This is a genomic window from Streptomyces thermocarboxydus (assembly GCF_024760485.1).
In the GTDB taxonomy this organism is placed as follows: domain Bacteria; phylum Actinomycetota; class Actinomycetes; order Streptomycetales; family Streptomycetaceae; genus Streptomyces; species Streptomyces cellulosae.
The window spans coordinates 2,708,819-2,726,743 of sequence record NZ_CP058273.1 but is presented as its reverse complement, the minus strand read 5'-3'; the positions used below and the strand labels follow the sequence as shown (position 1 = coordinate 2,726,743).

At 72.6% G+C, this 17,925-nt stretch carries 12 protein-coding genes and 1 pseudogene; 12 read left to right on the top strand and 1 reads right to left on the bottom strand.

Translation table 11 applies throughout. The features are described 5' to 3' along the window. Positions 1-36: 36 nt before the first annotated feature. Positions 37-1,350 carry an MFS transporter gene (locus AY578_RS12575; protein WP_215188531.1) on the bottom strand — a complete coding sequence of 438 codons (1,314 nt, stop codon included), beginning with the start codon at positions 1,348-1,350 and terminating at the stop codon, positions 37-39. Between the two features lie 84 nt (positions 1,351-1,434). On the opposite strand from AY578_RS12575, the gene AY578_RS12570 reads away from it, so the two are divergent. The 12 genes and pseudogenes from AY578_RS12570 (at position 1,435) to AY578_RS12515 (ending at position 17,903) form a co-directional block, all read left to right on the top strand. Next, positions 1,435-2,418 (top strand): LysR family transcriptional regulator, encoded by a 984-nt coding sequence (locus tag AY578_RS12570; protein WP_161232678.1) that lies wholly within the window; start codon positions 1,435-1,437, stop codon positions 2,416-2,418. An 823-nt stretch (positions 2,419-3,241) separates the two neighbouring features. Next, positions 3,242-3,979 carry a hypothetical protein gene (locus tag AY578_RS12565; protein WP_258902369.1) on the top strand — a complete coding sequence of 246 codons (738 nt, stop codon included), beginning with the start codon at positions 3,242-3,244 and terminating at the stop codon, positions 3,977-3,979. Beyond that, entirely contained in the window at positions 3,979-6,177 is a 2,199-nt protein-coding gene (locus tag AY578_RS12560) for a bifunctional polysaccharide deacetylase/glycosyltransferase family 2 protein (protein WP_258902368.1), read from the top strand. Before AY578_RS12565 ends, AY578_RS12560 begins: the two co-directional genes overlap by 1 nt. After that, a complete protein-coding gene (locus tag AY578_RS12555; RefSeq protein ID WP_019525827.1) occupies positions 6,174-7,481 on the top strand; it encodes an acyltransferase family protein in 1,308 nt (435 codons plus the stop codon). The genes AY578_RS12560 and AY578_RS12555 overlap by 4 nt, the downstream gene beginning before the upstream one ends. A 109-nt stretch (positions 7,482-7,590) precedes the next feature. Continuing rightward, positions 7,591-8,466 (top strand): hypothetical protein, encoded by an 876-nt coding sequence (locus tag AY578_RS12550; RefSeq protein ID WP_019525828.1) that lies wholly within the window; start codon positions 7,591-7,593, stop codon positions 8,464-8,466. Between the two features lie 173 nt (positions 8,467-8,639). Further along, positions 8,640-9,998: a nitrate/nitrite transporter gene (locus AY578_RS12545; protein ID WP_019525829.1), complete on the top strand. Its 1,359-nt coding sequence runs from the start codon at positions 8,640-8,642 to the stop codon at positions 9,996-9,998. A gap of 129 nt (positions 9,999-10,127) precedes the next feature. Next, positions 10,128-11,285, top strand: a complete 1,158-nt coding sequence (locus AY578_RS12540; RefSeq protein ID WP_258902367.1) for a uroporphyrinogen-III synthase — start codon at positions 10,128-10,130, stop codon at positions 11,283-11,285. A 148-nt stretch (positions 11,286-11,433) separates the two neighbouring features. Further along, complete coding sequence (locus AY578_RS12535) at positions 11,434-12,021, top strand: CGNR zinc finger domain-containing protein (RefSeq protein ID WP_136238575.1); 588 nt, start codon at positions 11,434-11,436, stop codon at positions 12,019-12,021. Between the two features lie 305 nt (positions 12,022-12,326). After that, positions 12,327-12,911, top strand: a complete 585-nt coding sequence (locus tag AY578_RS12530) for a sigma-70 family RNA polymerase sigma factor (RefSeq protein WP_078492847.1) — start codon at positions 12,327-12,329, stop codon at positions 12,909-12,911. 59 nt (positions 12,912-12,970) lie between these two features. Then, the gene (locus tag AY578_RS12525; protein ID WP_202503784.1) at positions 12,971-13,750 is read left to right on the top strand and encodes an anti-sigma factor family protein; all 780 of its coding nucleotides are present in this window, start codon (positions 12,971-12,973) and stop codon (positions 13,748-13,750) included. 60 nt (positions 13,751-13,810) lie between these two features. Beyond that, positions 13,811-16,110 (top strand): annotated as a pseudogene (locus AY578_RS12520) (HelD family protein). 383 nt (positions 16,111-16,493) lie between these two features. Then, a complete protein-coding gene (locus AY578_RS12515; protein ID WP_019525834.1) occupies positions 16,494-17,903 on the top strand; it encodes an NAD-dependent malic enzyme in 1,410 nt (469 codons plus the stop codon). The last annotated feature ends 22 nt before the right edge of the window (positions 17,904-17,925 follow it).

The following is a 17,925-nucleotide window of genomic DNA, read 5'->3' as shown; positions in this document are numbered from 1 at the left end:
TTCGACGGGTGAAGGTATGTGCACGATCTGTGGCCGTCAATGGTGCGGACGGTGATCCATGAAGCGGTTCGACGAGCCGAACGGAAGGAGGGCTCCGGCGACTGCGAAGGCGGTCACCGCCGCACCCACCGGCACCCCGTACCCGGCGGTGGCCGAAACGTGCTCCACGATCCAGCCCCCGGCCGCGCTGCCGCCGGCGATCCCGCCCAGGAGCCCGGTGACCGCCAGCGTCATGCCCTCGTTCAGTCGTCCCTCGGGGGTGTGTCGCTGCACCAGGGTCATCGTGGTGACCATCGTCGGGGCGGTCGCCATGCCCGCCACCAGCAGCGCCCCCGCCAGCACGAGCAGCGAGCCGGTGAGGGCGGCGGCCAGCAGCGGCAGCGTCATCAGCACGGCCATCGCGGCCAGGCACCACGCCAGCCGGGACCACGCGGACCCGGCCGGGCGCACCGCCCCGTACAGCAGGCCCGCCACGCAGGAACCGGCCGCCTGGAGCGCCAGCACCGCCCCGGCCGCCGTACGGTGCCCCTGCCCGTCCGCGAAGGCGATCGTCACGACCTCCATCGAGCCGAACACCCCGCCCGTCGCGAGGCACACCAGCAGCAGCGGCCGTACGCCCGGCGCGCCCAGCGGCGCCCGTCCGGCGGCGCGGCGGACGGCCGGGGGTTCCGTGGAGCGCTGCGCGGTGAACAGGGTGACACCCGTCAGCAGCAGCACCGCACCCGTCAGCGTCCCCGCCTCCGGGAAGAACGTCCCGCACAGCACGGCCGCGAGCACCGGGCCGAGCACGAAGCACAGCTCGTCGGCGGCCTGCTCGAAGGAGTTCGCGGTGTGCAGCGCGTCGGGTCTGCCCTTCAGCAGATGCGCCCAGCGGGCCCGGGACATACCCCCGGTGTTCGGGGTGGTGGCGGTCGCCGCGTACGAGGCGAACAGCGTCCAGCCCGGGGCGTCGTACCGCACGCAGGCCACCAGCGCCAGCGAGCCGAGCACCGCGATCAGCGTGGCCGGCAGCGCGATGCGGGCCTGCCCGTGACGGTCCACCAGGCGCGCGGTCCACGGGGCGACCACCGCCGTCGCGGCGAGCCCGGTCGCGGTGACGGCGCCGGCCAGGGCGTAGGACCCGCGGCTCCCGGCGATCATCACGATCGCGCTCAGCGCGAACATCCCCATCGGCAGCCGGGCGAGCAGGTTCCCCGCCGTGAAGGCGCGGGCGCCGGGCACCGCGAACAGACGGCGGTACGGGCCCGGCTCGCGCGGGACGCGCGGTTCGCGCGGGGTGAAGTCGACGACCACGAGGGTGTCGGAGGTGACGGTGAACAGACGGGTGTCCCCGGAGGTCGGCTGCGGCATGACCCCACCGTCTCCCCAGGTCAGGTGGCCGGTCCAACACCTTCTCCGCACCGATTGACGCATCTGTGTTGTAGGTTCGCGGCCATGTCCGCACCCGCCCGCATAGAGCCCCGCCTGCTGCGCGCCTTCGTCACCGTCGCCGAGGAACTGCACTTCACCCGCGCCGCGGCCCGCCTCTACGTCGCCCAGCAGGTGCTCAGCCGGGACGTACGGCGCCTGGAACGGGAGCTCGGCTGCGAGCTGTTCCTCCGCAGCACCCGCCGGGTCACGCTCACCGCCGACGGCGAACGCCTCCTGCCGTACGCCCGCGCCGCGCTCCAGGCGCAGGACGACCTGCTCGCCGCGGCGGGTCAGAGCCGCCCGCTGCTGGTGGACCTCAACTCCCCGGGCCTCGGGACCCACCGCGAGGTGCTGCACCGGGCGCGGGAGCGTGCCCCCGGGCACGAGCTGATGGCCCGTTACGAGAGCGGGCTGACCTGGGCGGCGGCGGAGCTGCTCGCGGGGCGGCTCGACGCCACGTTCGGCCGGTTCGCGGGGCTCGCCCCTTCCGTGCGGGCCGGGCTCGACCAGCAGCCGGTGCGCCATGAGCCGATGGCCGTGCTGCTGCCCGAGGACCACGCCCTGGCCGGGCTGCCCGAGGTGCCGCTGGCCGCGCTGGCGGGCGAGACCGTCTACGCGGGGGCGGGCAACACGCGCACCGAGGAGTGGACGGACCTGGCGCGGCGGCTCTTCGACGGGCGGGGCATCACCCTCGCGCCGCCCGTCCCGCTGGCGGTGGGGGAGGAGGAGTTCCAGCGGGTGATGGCGAGGTCCCGGGACCCCATCCTCGCCGTGGTGAGTTTTCCGCCACTGCCGGCGACGGTTTCGCGGCCCCTGGTGGAGCCGGTACCCCTTTCGCCCGTGTCCCTTGTGTGGCGAAAGGGAATGATCCACCCCGCTTTGGAGGAACTGCGCAGGTCGGCGGCCGAATTGGCCGCGGAACGGGGTTGGTTGCAGCGTCCCGTGGACTCCTGGCTCCCGGCGTCGGACGCCGAGGTGATGGGAGCGCATCCAATGTCTCGGCGGTGACACAAAAGGTCGCGCCGCAAACACACAACCTCCGCGTGCGCTACATTCGATGCTCGAGCACGGTGTGATAAACGGGGCGCTCGGAGCGGGTGGGGGCCCGGTCCGTCGACGGGTGCTCGGGTCGTACGCGCGCCGATGGTTCCGTTGGGGGGAAGTGCGAGCGCGTGGATAAGTGGCGAGAAGACGCCCAACCGGGGCGGCCGCAGTCGGCCGACGGATCCCGGAGGTTCGCGGAAGCGGACGAGGACGCCCGTGAGACACGGGTGCTCCCCCTGGCGGAGAGACCTGCCGAACCCGGTGTGAGAGACGGCGCGGAAACCTTCCGCGCCGGTTCCGGTTCCGGGTCCCTGGACGAACGCTGGGCGCGGCTCGGCGTGTTCCCGTCCGGGAGCGGCAGGGACGAGGACCGCACGCAGGTGCTGCCCCCGACCGGGGGCGACGACCGGACCGAGGTGCTGCCCGGGACGGGCGGCCGCCCCGGCGCGTCCGGCGCGCCCCGGTACGGCGGTGAGGACCGCACCCAGGTGCTGCCCGAGGTGGGCGGCGGCCGTCCCGGCCCGCCCGGACGCGCCCGGCACGCCGCCGGTCCCGCGGCGTCCGCCGGCCGTGACCGCTTCGACGCCTTCCGCAAGCCGTCCGCGCCCGCCGCACCCGGCCGCCGAGGACGCCTACGACTCCGAGCGCACCACCGCCCTGCGCGTGCCGCCCCGCCGCAGCGTCGGCCCCGGCCGCTGCGGCGGCTCCCGCCCCGGCCCCCGACGCCGCCGTCCGCGACCCGTGGCAGGACGACCCCACGACCGAGGCCACCCACGACCCGCACGAGGTGACGGTCCAGCTCGACGCCGTGCAGATCGGCGCCGGCGGTGTGCTGAGCCGTACACCCGGAGCGGGCGCGGCGCCCGAGGCGGCCCCCGTGTTCGTCGACGAGTCGGGCCGCCGCAACCGGCTCTACCGCCGCATCGGCCTGGCCGTCGGCCTCGCCTGCGCGGGCTATGCCGTCGTCATGGTCGCCACCCTGCTGTCCGGCAACTCCGACGCGCCCTGGATGCCCGTACCGGGCCAGGACGGGAAGCCCGCCGAGCAGGTCGAGACCACGCCGGGGCCCTCCGCGACCGACCCCGCGCCCAGCTCCGGCACCAGCCTCGACCCCGGCCTCGGCACGCCCACCCCGGGCGCCTCCGACGTGCCGGGTCCCGGCGTCTCCGCCCCCGTGGCGGGCGGCACCGGCGGCAGCGTGCAGCAGCCGGGCGGCGGCTCCCCGGCGACCACCCCGGCGGGCCGCGCCAGCTCCCAGCCGGCCACCGGCGGCGGCGACGGAGGCGGTGCGACCACCGGCGAGACGCCCCCGTCGGGCGGCGGCACCGCCACACAGCCGACGACGCCGACGACCCCGGACGACCCGACGCCGCCCGGCACGACCGATCCCACCGGAGGTGGCGGCGAGGCCGGCGGCACCGACACCCTGTCCGCTCCCTCCGCCGGCCAACCGGTCGCCGTCGAACCCGCCGACGGCGCCGACTCCGACCCCGCCGCCGCACCGTCCCCGGAGAACGTCCTCTGATGGCATCCCCGTCCCACCGCCGCCGGGCGCCCCGCCCGGACCGGCGCGGCGCCCTGCGCCGTCGCGTACCGCTGCGTCTGCTGCTGCCGCTGCTCGTCCTGGTCGCCCTCGCCGCCATGCTGATGCTCCGCGGCTACGTGCACAGCGAGATCCTCGCCGACCACCGGGTGCAGGACCCCGCGCCCACCACCCAGGTGCCCGAGGAAATCCTCGAGGGCGGCCCGGTGATAGACGCCCGCACGGGCAAGGCCGCCACCCTCAGGGTGCCGGACCACCGCCTGGTGCTCACCTTCGACGACGGCCCGGACCCCACCTGGACGCCGAAGGTGCTCGACGTGCTGAAGAAGCACGACGCGCACGCCGTCTTCTTCGTCACCGGCACCATGGCGTCCCGCTACCCGGACCTCGTCAAGCGCATGGTCGACGAGGGCCACGAGGTCGGCCTGCACACCTTCAACCACCCCGACCTGTCGCTGCAGTCCAAGAAGCGCATCGACTGGGAGCTGTCGCAGAACCAGCTCGCCATCACCGGCGCGGCCGGCATCCGCACCTCGCTGTTCCGCCCGCCGTACTCGTCCTTCTCCGACGCCATGGACAACGAGTCCTGGCCGGTCACCCAGTACATCGGCAGCCGCGGCTATCTCACCGTCGTCAACAACACCGACAGCGAGGACTGGAAGCGGCCCGGCGTCGACGAGATCATCCGCCGCGCCACTCCGAAGGGCGGCGAGGGCGCCATCGTCCTCATGCACGACTCCGGCGGCGACCGCAGCCAGACCCTGGCCGCGCTCAACCGGTTCCTGCCCGACCTCAAGGCCAAGGGCTACACGTTCGCCAACCTGACCGAGGCCCTGGACGCGCCCAGCGCGCACAGCCCGGTCACCGGACCCGAGCTGTGGAAGGGCAAGGCCTGGATCTTCCTGGTGCAGGCCTCCGAGAAGATCACCGGCGTGCTGGTCGTCGGCCTCGCCGTCATCGGCACCCTGGTCATCGCCCGCTTCGTGCTGATGCTGCTGCTGTCCGGAGCCCACGCCCGCCGGGTGCGCCGCAAGGGCTTTCGCTGGGGCCCGCCGGTCACCCAGCCGGTCACGGTGCTGGTCCCGGCGTACAACGAGGCCAAGTGCATCGAGAACACCGTCAACTCCCTGATGGCCAGCGACCATCCCATCGAGGTGCTGGTCATCGACGACGGGTCCACCGACGGCACCGCCCGCATCGTCGAGGCGATGGGCCTGCCCAACGTCCGGGTCATCCGCCAGCTCAACGCGGGCAAGCCCGCCGCCCTCAACCGGGGCCTCGCCAACGCCCGGTACGACATCGTCGTGATGATGGACGGCGACACGGTCTTCGAGCCGTCCACCGTCCGCGAGCTGGTGCAGCCGTTCGCCGACCCGAGGGTCGGCGCCGTCGCCGGCAACGCCAAGGTCGGCAACAAGGACAGCCTCATCGGCGCCTGGCAGCACATCGAGTACGTGATGGGCTTCAACCTGGACCGCCGGATGTACGACATCCTGCGCTGCATGCCGACCATCCCGGGCGCCGTCGGCGCCTTCCGGAAGTCGGCGCTGGAGCCCATCGGCGGCATGAGCGACGACACGCTCGCCGAGGACACCGACGTCACCATGGCGCTGCACCGCGCCGGCTGGCGCGTGGTCTACGCGGAGAACGCCCGCGCCTGGACCGAGGCCCCGGAGACCGTCCAGCAGCTCTGGTCCCAGCGCTACCGCTGGTCGTACGGCACCATGCAGGCCATCTGGAAGCACCGGCGCGCCCTCGTCGACAAGGGCCCCTCCGGCCGCTTCGGCCGCGTGGGCCTGCCGTTCGTCTCGCTGTTCATGATCGTGGCCCCGCTGCTGGCCCCGCTGATCGACGTCTTCCTGCTGTACGGCCTGGTCTTCGGGCCGACCCAGCAGACCATCCTCGCGTGGCTGGGCGTCCTGGCCATCCAGGCCGTCTGCGCCGCCTACGCGTTCCGCCTCGACAAGGAACGCATGACCCATCTGATCTCGCTGCCGCTGCAGCAGATCCTGTACCGCCAGCTCATGTACGTCGTGCTGCTCCAGTCCTGGATCACGGCGCTCACCGGCGGCCGGCTGCGGTGGCAGAAGCTGCGCCGCACCGGTGTCGTCGGGGCGCCCGTGAACGGGGCGGTGCCGGGCGGCCAGGCGTACAACGACGACCGGAGGCCGGTGGCATGACCCACGGACACCCGTCCGGCGCCGTCCCGGTCCCGGGCGGCCCCTACCCGACCCCGCACGGCGCCCCCACGGATGTGGCGGCGCAGCCGGAACACGCGTTCCCGCAGCAGCAGACGACGGAGCCGGCTCCGGAGGAGACCCCGGCCGCTCCTAAGGCGCCGGGCCGCGACCGGTACCTGGACCTGCTGCGGTCCATCGCCCTGGTCCGGGTCGTGATGTACCACCTCTTCAGCTGGGCCTGGCTCACGGTGGTCTTCCCCTCGATGGGCGTGATGTTCGCGCTCGCGGGCTCGCTGATGGCGCGGTCGCTCAAGCGCCCCGCGTGGAGCGTGATCCGGGGACGCGTGCGCCGGCTGCTGCCGCCGATGTGGGCGTTCGGCGCCCTCGCGCTGACCGTGCTGTTCGCGACCGGCTGGGACCCCAGGGAGGACCTCGGCGGGTTCTGGGGCGTGGCCGAGATCTTCAACTACCTGGTGCCGATCGGCGCCCCGCCCTACCCGGAGGAGGCCGCGGCGGTGGCCCACCTGGGGACCACCTGGGCGGACGACTCCGTGGGCCCGCTGTGGTACCTGCGCGCCTATCTGTGGTTCGTGCTCGCCTCGCCGCTGCTGCTGTGGGCCTTCCGCCGGGCGCCGTGGCCGACCCTGCTCGCCCCGCTGGGCCTGACGGCCGTCGTCGGCACCGGGCTGGTCACCATCCCCGGCGAGACCGGCAACGCGGTCACCGACTTCGCGGTCTACGGCTCCTGCTGGGTGCTGGGCTTCGCCCACCAGGAGGGCATGCTCAAGCAGGTCCCGCGCTACGTCGCCGTGTCCGGCGCCTCCCTGGTGATGGCGTTCGGCCTGTGGTGGGCGTCGGGCCACCTCGGCGACGGGGGCTGGGACCTCAACGACATCCCGCTCGCGCAGGCCACCTGGTCGTTCGGGTTCGTCGTGATCCTGCTCCAGTACTCGCCCTCGTGGCAGGAACTGCCCGGCCGGCTGGCCAACTGGGACAAGCTGGTGACCCTGTCCAACAACCGGGCGGTCACCATCTACCTGTGGCACAACATGCTGATCGCGCTGGCCTTCCCGATCGTGGACCTGCTGTACAGGATTCCGTTCATGCAGAGCGAGCGGGGCACGGCGGCGCTCGACAGCACCTACGAGATCTGGGTGTTCGCGCTGGTCTGGCCGCTGATCGGCGCGATGATCCTGCTCGTCGGCTGGGTGGAGGACCTCGGGGCGAAACGGCGCCCGAGGCTCTGGCCGAACGGCGCCAAGGGACGGCGGGCGGAGCCCGCCGGGCGGGGGCGCCGCCGCTGACGTCCCGGGCCGCTCCGGCCGCTCCGGCCGCGCCTTCCGCGCCGGAGCGGCCCGTGGGAGACTGCCCCCTGTTGCTGAAGTGAACGGTGGGCCAGGGGGCGAGAGGCGAATGAGCAAGCGGCAGACCCAGAAGATGCTGCGGTTGATGGCGAGCGGGGAGCCGGTGGAGCTCACCAGTCCCATGGCATCCGTGAAGAAACTCGCCCGACTCGCCTTCGTCGCCCAGCAGTTCGGCTACGAGTACGCCGACGTCCGGCAGGGCGGCGGCAACAACAGCCAGCTGAAGATGCTGATCGTGCCCGACCCCAGCCCGCAGGCCCAGGCCCGCGCCGCGCAGAACTGGGCGCAGTACCCCAACGCCGGCGACGGGGTGTCCGTGCCGCCGCTCGTGCCGGACGCCTTCGAACTGCTCAAGGCGCGCATCAACTTCGACCTCACCGGCAAGAGCGCCGAGAAGCGGATGGGCTACGGCGCGATCGTCGCCACCGCCGGCTCCGTGATCATGGCTTACCGGATGGGCGGCACCTCCGACGACTTCGTCATCGCCGGCATCATCTGGCTGTTCCTCATGGCGGTCATCGCCATCGGCTTCGTCGTCACCCGCAAGCGCAACGCCAAGTTCGCGGCGCGCCTCCAGGCGGCCGGCTTCCTGCCGGTGACCGACGAGACGGGCCGTGTGCGCTACCTGCCGCCGGGCGTCGGCACGCCGTACGGCCAGCCCGGCCCGTACGGCGCGCAGCCGCAGGGCGCCCCGGGTTATCCGCCGCAGGCACCGCAGCAGCATCCGCAGGCGTACGGCCAGCCGTTCCCGCAGCAACAGCCGCCCGCCCCCGGCTACGCGCCGCCCGCCCAGCAGCCGCCCGTGTACGGCCAGCCGGGCCCCTACGCCCAGCAGCCACCGGCGTACGGCCAGCAGCCCCCCGCGTACGGTCAGCCCGGCCCCTACGCCCAGCCCGGCCCTTACGGTCAGCCCCCTCAAGCCTGAGGCTCACCACGTCACCACCGACCGGTGACGGACTTCTCTCACCCCGCCCCCGGCGGGGGTGAGAGCAACGTTCCCTGCCGGTCACCGCGTGCCACAGGCCGGAAACGCTCCCTCCCTACCTTCGGGACAAGCCCTCGCGGCACCGCCGCGCCCCGGAGAGCAGTGGAGGCCCCATGACAGCCCGCAGCGGCCGTTGGATCCAGCAGTGGGACCCGGAGGACGAGACCTTCTGGAACCGCACCGGAGAGCGGATCGCCCGTCGCAATCTCCTCTTCTCCGTCCTGTCCGAGCACATCGGGTTCTCCATCTGGACCATGTGGTCCGTGCTGGTGCTCTTCATGGGCCCCGAGTACGGGCTGACCCCTGCCGACAAGTTCCTGCTGACGTCGATGGTCACGCTCGTCGGCGCGGTCGTCCGGGTCCCGTACACCTTCGCCGTCGCGGTGTTCGGCGGGCGGAACTGGACGATCATCTCCGCGGGCCTGCTGCTCGTGCCGACCGTCGCCGCGTTCACGGTGATGGAGCCGGGGACCTCCTTCACGACGTTCCTGCTGGTCGGCCTGCTGGCCGGCATCGGCGGCGGCAACTTCGCGTCCTCCATGACCAACATCAACGCCTTCTTCCCGCTGCGGAAGAAGGGCTGGGCGCTCGGTCTGAACGCGGGCGGCGGCAACATCGGCGTCCCCGTCATCCAGCTCGTCGCCCTCGCGATCATCGGCGCGAGCGGGGGACCGCGGGTCCTGCTGGGCCTGTACATCCCGCTGATCGTCGTCGCCGCCACGCTCGCCGCGCTCTACATGGACAACCTGGCCTCGGTGAGGAACGACACCGGCGCCGCGAAGGACGCCGCGCGCGACCCGCACACCTGGATCATGTCGTTCCTCTACATCGGCACCTTCGGCTCGTTCATCGGCTACAGCTTCGCCTTCGGGATGGTGCTGCAGAACCAGTTCGACCGCACCCCGCTGGAGGCCGCGTACGTCACCTTCATCGGGCCGCTGCTGGGTTCGCTGATCCGGCCGGTGGGCGGCCGGCTCGCCGACCGCTACGGAGGCGCCCGCATCACCCTGTGGAATTTCGTCGCCATGGGCGCCGCGACCGCCGTGCTGATCGCCGCCTCGACGGAGAAGTCACTGGCGCTGTTCACCGTCGCCTTCGTGGGGCTGTTCGTGCTGACCGGCCTCGGCAACGGGTCGACGTACAAGATGATCCCCGGCATCTTCCAGGCCAAGGCGCAGGCGCTGGGCCTCGAAGGCGAGGCGGCGGCCGCGTACGGGCGCCGGCTGTCCGGGGCGTCGATGGGCCTGATCGGCGCGGTGGGCGCGCTCGGCGGCGTCGGCATCAACCTGGCCTTCCGCCAGTCCTTCCTCTCCTACGGCTCCGGCACGGGCGCGTTCGTGGCGTTCCTCGCCTGCTACGCGGTCTGTTTCGCGGTCACGTGGGCGGTATACCTTCGCCGGCCCGCCGCCCGCCCGGCCGGCGAGACCCCCGCCACGGAGGGGAAGCCGCAGCTCAGCTACGCCGAGGTGTGACGGCGGGTGACGTAACACTGGTGACATGAAGCCGAACCGAGCCCGTCATGGATCGTTGACAGGCTCGCTCGGCACGGACGTGGAGCCGCACCTCCGTGCAGGACGCCGACTCGAGCCGGGACGAGAGTGATGTACGACGAACGAGAGCAGTCTCCGGAACACGGGCCCCTCGCGGGGTTCACCGTGGGCGTGACCGCGGCGCGCCGGGCCGACGAACTGGGCGCGCTGCTGGAGCGCCGTGGCGCGGCCGTGCTGCACGCCCCGGCGCTGCGGATCGTGCCGCTCTCCGACGACAGTGAACTGCTGGCCGCCACCAAGGAGATCATCGGCCGGGCCCCGGACATCGCCGTCGCCACCACCGCCATCGGGTTCCGCGGCTGGGTGGAGGCCGCGGACGGCTGGGGGCTCGGCGAAGACCTGCTGGAGCGGCTGCGCGAGGTGCGGATCCTGGCCCGCGGGCCCAAGGTGAAGGGCGCGATCCGGGCGGCAGAACTGAACGAGGAGTGGTCGCCCGCGTCGGAGTCGATGGCGGAGGTGCTGGACCGGCTCCTTGAGGAGGGCGTCGACGGGCTGCGCATCGCCGTCCAGCTGCACGGCGAGCCGCTGCCCGGGTTCGTGGAGTCGCTGCGGGCCGCGGGAGCGGAGGTGGTGGGCGTGCCGGTCTACCGGTGGCTGCCCCCGGAGGACATCGGGCCGGTGGACCGGCTGGTCGACGCGGTCGTCGCGCGCACCCTGGACGCGGTCACCTTCACCAGCGCGCCCGCCGCCGCGTCGCTGCTGTCCCGCGCCGAGGAGCGGGGGCTGGCCGACGACCTGCTGGCCGCGTTCGGCCACGACGTGCTGCCCGCCTGCGTCGGCCCGGTCACCGCGCTGCCGCTCCAGGCGCGGGGCGTCGACACGGTGCAGCCCGAACGCTTCCGTCTGGGCCCGCTGGTCCAGCTGCTCTGCCGTGAACTCCCCGCGCGTGCGCGCACGTTGCCGGTCGCCGGGCACCGGGTGGAGATCCGGGGCCACGCGGTGCTGGTCGACGGCGAGCTGCGGCCGGTGCCGCCCGCGGGGATGTCCCTGCTGCGGGCCCTGGCCCGCAAGCCCGGCTGGGTGGTCTCCCGCGCGGAACTGCTGCGTGCCCTCCCCGGCGCGGGCCGCGACGAACACGCGGTGGAGACGGCGATGGCCCGCCTGCGCACCGTCCTGGGCGCCCCCAAGCTGATCCAGACGGTCGTCAAGCGCGGCTACCGCCTCGCCCTCGACCCGGCGGCGGACACCAAGTACGACGCGGCGGTCTGACCGGGGCGTGCCGGCGAGGCCGGGTCGAAAGCACGCGGCAGGAGGGGTTCCGGGCGCCGGGGCGGGCGGGCACTGTGGAGGGAGCACGGTTTCCCGGTTCGCGCACGGCCCCCACGCGCGCGGGGGCCCACCTAGGCGGTGGCAGGACATGGCACTGGGCACGGTCACGGCGTCCTACGAGCTGAGGTTCGACACCGGGCGGGTCTGCCTGGATCTGCTCGCGACCACCCACCCAGGGGAACGGCTGGGCTCCGTCGACGCGCTGCGGGCCTGGATCACCGGCGCCGGACTCGTCCCCGAAGGCACCCCGCTCGCCCACGCCGACCCGTCCTGGCTGGACGCCTTCCGTGAACTGCGCGCATACCTGGTCCCGTTGGTGCGGGCGCCCGGCTCCCCGTCGTACGGCCGCGCGCTCGCCCGGGTGAACGACCTCGCCCGCTCCGCGCCCCCTGCGCCGCGCGCGGTCCCGGGTGCCGACGGGACGCTGGTGCGCCGGCTCGACGGCCCGCCCGGCCGTGACGCGCTGCTCGGCGCGGTGGCGCGGGACGTGGTGGAGCTGCTGACCGACCCGGCCGCCCGCGCGAGCCTGCGCCAGTGCGAGGGCGACAACTGCCCCATCGTGTACGTCGACACCTCCCGGGGACGCCGGAGGCGCTGGTGCTCCAGCGAGATCTGCGGGAACCGCGAACGCGTGGCCCGCCACCGCCGCCGTACGGCGGCCCTCACCCGCGCCTGAACGGCGGCAGGCCGCCCGCGCCCGATTGAACTCCCTTATCCCGTTCGCGGTTTTCGCGGCCCGGGGATTCTGAAAATTACTCAAGTGATCTGCGTCACGCGCCCATTGGGGCTTCGTGAGGGTCTGGCGATGCCCTCCCGCCCGCCATGTGTCGGATATGTGAAGGGAAGGCGGGGGGAATGTGTGTTCATGTCCCGGTCGCTGTGACGTCCCCGAGAAAACAGGCGTCTCTCTTTGAACGCCCAACGCCCCGCGTGCGTACCGGTTGTCGAGCGACCGACTGGGGGATCCCCCGGACACCGGAGGTGGGCGTGCGCAAGGATGCGGCCGTGGCCAATGAACGTGGAACGAGGGCCCGACATCGCATGTCTTCACAGCCCTCGGAACCTGACGAGGAGCTGATGCGTGCGCTGTACCGCGAGCACGCAGGACCCCTGCTGGCGTACGTCCTCAGGCTGGTCGCCGGAGACCGGCAGCGCGCCGAGGACGTCGTCCAGGAAACGCTCATCCGTGCCTGGAAGAACGCCGGTCAGCTCAATCGGGCGACCGGTTCGGTACGCCCCTGGCTGGTGACGGTCGCCCGGCGCATCGTCATCGACGGCCACCGCAGCCGGCAGGCCCGGCCGCAGGAGGTCGATCCGTCGCCGCTGGAGGTCATCCCCGCGGAGGACGAGATCGACAAGGCGCTGTGGCTGATGACGCTGTCGGACGCACTCGACGACCTGACCCCGGCGCACCGGGAGGTCCTCGTCGAGACCTATTTCAAGGGGCGTACCGTCAATGAGGCGGCCCAGACACTCGGCATACCGAGCGGCACCGTACGCTCCCGGGTGTTCTACGCCCTGCGGTCGATGAAGCTGGCTCTGGAGGAGCGGGGGGTGACGGCGTGATGAGTGTGTACGGGGGAAACCAGGGATTCGGCACAGGCGGGACGGGTATGTCTGGTGCCATGGAGGGATCACCGGTGCCGAACGAGCACGAGACCGTCGGTGCCTACGCCCTCGGCATCCTCGACGACGCCGAAGCCACCGAGTTCGAGGCGCATCTGGCGACCTGCGAGTGGTGCGCCCAGCAGCTCGACGAACTCGCCGGCATGGAACCGATGCTGGCCGCGCTCGCGGACCTGCCCGACGCCGCCGGATCACCCGCCATCGGCGAGTCGCTGTCCGCGAAGCCGTCGCCGCGCGTGGTGGAGAAGCTCGTCGACGAGGTGGCCGAGCGCAGGGCGCGCAAGCGCCGCCGTAACTTCTACATGGTCGCCGCGGCCGGCGCGCTGATCGTCAGCGGCCCGTTCGTGGCCGTCGCGGCGAGCGGCGGGGACGGCGGCGGCAGCGGCGGCGGCAACAGCGGCCGCACGCTCGCGGCCAACCCGGTCAAGGACGCCTTCGACAAGAGCTCCGAGAAGATCACGGCGACGGACCCCTCCACCGGGGTGACCGCCACCGTGGCCCTGGAGGACAAGCTCTGGGGCACCGAGATCGTTACCGAGCTGAAGAACGTCAAGGGCGAACAGAAGTGCTCGCTCATCGCCGTCGGCAAGAACGGCGAGCGCGAGACGGTGAACTCCTGGTCGGTCACCGGCGAGGGCTACGGACTGCCCGACGCCGCGACCGACAAGGGCAAGCAGCCGCTGTACGTCCAGGGCGGCGCGGCCTTCGAGCGCAACCAGATCGACCACTTCGTGATCTCGACCTTCGACGGCAAGACGCTCGTAGAGGTCGACGCGTAGCCTCACGGGGCCCCCTTCGCGTACGGTTGACGGCTGCCCAGCACGTCAGAAGGGGGCCCGGTGGCCGCTCAGGCTCAACAGGAATCCGCGGTCGTCCCGGTTCACGACACCGTTCGCGACCGGGAGATCCGTGTGGAACAGGAACACCTGGACCGGGTGTACCGGCGCCTCGAGGAGAAGATCTCCGAGGCCGAGTTCCTCATGCGCGACGCCGCCCAGCGCGGCCATGTCGGCACGCCCGGCGCCCTCGCCGAGCGGGACGCCATGGTCTTCCGGGCCGGCGTCCACCTCAACCGGCTGCACAACGAGTACGAGGACTTCCTCTTCGGCCGGATCGACCTGCTGCTCGGCAAGGACGGCAAGAAGGGCCCGGACGGCGCGTACACCGCCGTCGAGCCCGCCGAGGGCGCCGTCCGGCCCGACCACACCGCCGAGATCGCCGAGACCCTGCACATCGGCCGCATCGGCGTCCTCGACGAGGACTACGCCCCGCTGGTCATCGACTGGCGGGGGCCCCCGCCGCGGCGCCCTTCTACCGCTCCACCCCGGTCGACCCCGGCCGGGTCGTGAGGCGCCGTGTGATCCGCTCCAAGGGGCGCCGGGTGCAGAGCGTCGAGGACGACCTGATGCGTCCCGAGCTGAAGGCCACCCTCGACGGCCGCGAGCTGGCCGTGATCGGCGACGGCGCCCTGATGGCCGCCCTCGGCCAGGCCCGTACGCACACCATGCGGGACATCGTCGCGTCCATCCAGGCCGAGCAGGACCTGGTGATCCGCGCTCCCGCCGCCTCCGTCACCTACGTCGAGGGCGGCCCCGGCACGGGCAAGACCGCCGTCGCCCTGCACCGCGCCGCCTACCTGCTCTACCAGGACCGGCGCCGGTACGCGGGCGGCATCCTGATCGTCTCCCCGACCCCGCTGCTCGTCGCCTACACCGAGGGCGTGCTGCCGTCCCTCGGCGAGGAGGGCCAGGTCGCCATCCGCGCCATCGGCTCCCTCGTCGACGGCGCCGAGGCCACCGTGTACGACTCCCCGGCCGTGGCCCGCATCAAGGGCTCGTACCGCATGCTCAAGGTGCTGCGGAAGGCCGCCCGCGGAGCCCTGGAGCTGAACGATTCGCCGCAGCGGCTGCGGGTTGTCGCCTTCGGCCGCCGCCTGGAGCTGGAGGCCGAGGAACTGGCGGCCATCCGCCGCACCGCACTCGGCGGCACCGCCCCCGTCAACCTGCTGCGCCCCCGCGCCCGCAAGCTCCTCCTGGACGCCCTGTGGGAGCGCTCCGGCGCCGGGAACCGGCACACCGACCCCGAGCTCGCCGCCGAGCTGCGCTCCTCCTTCGACGAGGACATCACCTCCGAGGACGACTTCACCGCCTTCCTCGACGCCTGGTGGCCGGAACTCACCCCTGCCGCCGTCCTGGACGCCATGGCCGACGAGCGCCGCCTCGGCCGCTGGGCCCGGCGCATCCTCAACCAGGGGGAGGTGCGCAAGCTGGCGCGCGCCCTCCAGCGGGACGGGCGCTCCGTGCACGACATCGCGATGCTGGACGAGCTCCAGGCGATCCTGGGCGCCCCCGCCCGGCCCCGCAAGAAGCGCGAAGTCGACCCGCTGGACCAGCTCACCGGCCTGGAGGAGCTGATGCCGGTGCGTGAGGAGACCCAGCGCGAGCGGGCCGAGCGGCTCGCCCAGGAGCGCGTCGAGTACGCGCACGTCATCGTCGACGAGGCGCAGGACCTCACACCGATGCAGTGGCGCATGGTCGGCCGCCGCGGCCGCCACGCCACCTGGACGATCGTCGGCGACCCGGCCCAGTCCTCCTGGTCCGACCCCGACGAGGCCGCCCAGGCCCGCGACGAGGCCCTCGGCACCCGTCCGCGCCGCCGCTTCGAGCTGACCGTGAACTACCGCAACCCGGCCGAGATCGCCGAGCTGGCGGCGAAGGTCCTCGCCCTCGCCATGCCGGGCTCCGAGTCGCCGCGCGCGGTGCGCTCCACCGGCGTCGAGCCGCGCTTCGCCGTGGCCGGACGGACGCTGGGCGACACCGTGCGCGCCGAGGCCGCCCGGCTGCTGGAGCGGGTGGACGGCACGGTCGGCGTGGTCGTCGCCATGCGGCGGCGCGAGGAGGCGCGGCGCTGGCTCGACGGACTCGGCGACCGGGTGGTGGCGCTCGGCAGTCTGGAGGCCAAGGGCCTGGAGTACGACGCGACGGTGGTCGTCTCGCCCGCGGAGATCGCCGACGAGTCCCCGGCCGGCCTGCGTGTGCTCTACGTCGCCCTCACGCGCGCGACGCAGCAGCTCACGGTGGTGTCGGCGGAGCGCGACGAGCCGGACGCGGAAGGGGTGCCGGACCTGCTGAGGGACTGAGCGCACGGTGTCGCCGCGGGGCGCGGGAAATATCCCCCGGTCATGGGAATGGCCTTGAGCGATCCGTTTGTTAGCCTGGACGTGGCACCGGCTCGATCCAAGCCCCCGGGCCCAACCTTAGTCGCTTCGAGCGACCACTTGCCGCGAGGCGAGCATGGCGGGTCGGTGTCATAAACGTTGGAGAGGCCCTCGTCACGAGAGTGACGGGGGCCTCTCTCGTTGCCCCGAAGGCCCTCGTATGGTGGAACTCTCTTTCCGTCTGACGGCAGACGGCGATGAACAAAACGTTCGCAATCCGAAGCGGCTACCACGTACTCAGCGGTAGGTGCGACGATCGGACGGCACGATTCGCGACACGGTTGAAAAAGCAGAGGAAGTCGGCCATGGCAACGGCGCCCAGCGTCTCCTACTCGATGACCATCCGGCTGGAGGTGCCCGCGGGAGGAACCGCGGTGTCCCAGCTCACCGGGGCAGTCGAGTCCCACGGAGGCCTGGTGACCGGCCTCGACGTGACCGCGTCGGGCCACGAGCGGCTCCGGATCGACGTCACCATCGCGGCCACCTCCACCGCCCACGCCGACGAGATCGTCGAACAGCTGCGCCAGATCGAGGGCGTCACGCTGGGCAAGGTCTCCGACCGTACGTTCCTGATGCACCTCGGCGGCAAGATCGAGATGGCGTCGAAGCACCCGATCCGCACGCGTGACGACCTGTCGATGATCTACACGCCGGGTGTCGCCCGCGTCTGCATGGCGATCGCCGAGAACCCCGAGGACGCCCGCCGCCTCACCATCAAGCGCAACTCCGTTGCGGTCGTGACGGACGGCTCGGCCGTGCTGGGCCTGGGCAACATCGGCCCGAAGGCCGCGCTGCCGGTGATGGAGGGCAAGGCGGCCCTGTTCAAGCGGTTCGCCGGGATCGACGCCTGGCCGTTGTGCCTGGACACCCAGGACACCGACGCGATCGTGGAGATCGTCAAGGCCATCGCCCCCGGCTTCGCCGGCATCAACCTCGAGGACATCTCCGCGCCGCGCTGCTTCGAGATCGAGGCCCGGCTGCGCGAGGCCCTCGACATCCCCGTCTTCCACGACGACCAGCACGGCACGGCCATCGTCGTCCTCGCCGCCCTGACCAACGCCCTGCGCGTCACCGGCAAGACCATCGAGAGCATCCGGGTCGTCATGTCCGGCGCCGGGGCCGCCGGCACCGCCATCCTCAAACTGCTGCTGGCCGCCGGTGTGAAGAACGCCGTCGTCGCCGACATCCACGGCGTGGTGCACGCCGGCCGTGAGGACCTGGTCGACGCCGCCCCCGGCTCCGCCCTGCGCTGGATCGCGGACAACACCAACCCGGAGAACCTCACCGGCACGCTGAAGGAGGCCGTGCGCGGCGCGGACGTCTTCATCGGCGTCTCCGCCCCCAACGTGCTGGGCGCCGAGGACGTCTCCGCGATGGCCGAGGGCGCGATCGTGTTCGCGCTCGCGAATCCCGACCCCGAGGTCGACCCGGCAATCGCCCGTCAGACGGCGGCGGTTGTCGCCACGGGCCGCTCGGACTTCCCGAACCAGATCAACAACGTGCTGGTCTTCCCGGGCGTCTTCCGCGGCCTCCTGGACGCGCAGTCCCGCACCGTCAACACCGAGATGATGCTGGCCGCCGCGCAGGCCCTGGCCGACGTGGTCACCGAGGACGAGCTGAACCCGAACTACATCATCCCGTCCGTCTTCAACGACAAGGTCGCCGGCGCGGTCGCCGACGCGGTGCGGGAGGCCGCCAAGGCCGCGGGCGCGTGACGTCCGGGGCGGCCGGCGCGTG

What these genes read in the sequence shown, in the direction of transcription:
- AY578_RS12575 (WP_215188531.1), bottom strand. Translation starts at nt 1,350, where the DNA reads ATGCCGCAGCCGACCTCCGGGGACACCCGTCTGTTCACCGTCACCTCC.
- AY578_RS12570 (WP_161232678.1), top strand. Translation starts at nt 1,435, where the DNA reads ATGTCCGCACCCGCCCGCATAGAGCCCCGCCTGCTGCGCGCCTTCGTC.
- AY578_RS12560 (WP_258902368.1), top strand. Translation starts at nt 3,979, where the DNA reads ATGGCATCCCCGTCCCACCGCCGCCGGGCGCCCCGCCCGGACCGGCGC.
- AY578_RS12555 (WP_019525827.1), top strand. Translation starts at nt 6,174, where the DNA reads ATGACCCACGGACACCCGTCCGGCGCCGTCCCGGTCCCGGGCGGCCCC.
- AY578_RS12550 (WP_019525828.1), top strand. Translation starts at nt 7,591, where the DNA reads ATGAGCAAGCGGCAGACCCAGAAGATGCTGCGGTTGATGGCGAGCGGG.
- AY578_RS12545 (WP_019525829.1), top strand. Translation starts at nt 8,640, where the DNA reads ATGACAGCCCGCAGCGGCCGTTGGATCCAGCAGTGGGACCCGGAGGAC.
- AY578_RS12540 (WP_258902367.1), top strand. Translation starts at nt 10,128, where the DNA reads ATGTACGACGAACGAGAGCAGTCTCCGGAACACGGGCCCCTCGCGGGG.
- AY578_RS12535 (WP_136238575.1), top strand. Translation starts at nt 11,434, where the DNA reads ATGGCACTGGGCACGGTCACGGCGTCCTACGAGCTGAGGTTCGACACC.
- AY578_RS12525 (WP_202503784.1), top strand. Translation starts at nt 12,971, where the DNA reads ATGGAGGGATCACCGGTGCCGAACGAGCACGAGACCGTCGGTGCCTAC.
- AY578_RS12515 (WP_019525834.1), top strand. Translation starts at nt 16,494, where the DNA reads ATGGCAACGGCGCCCAGCGTCTCCTACTCGATGACCATCCGGCTGGAG.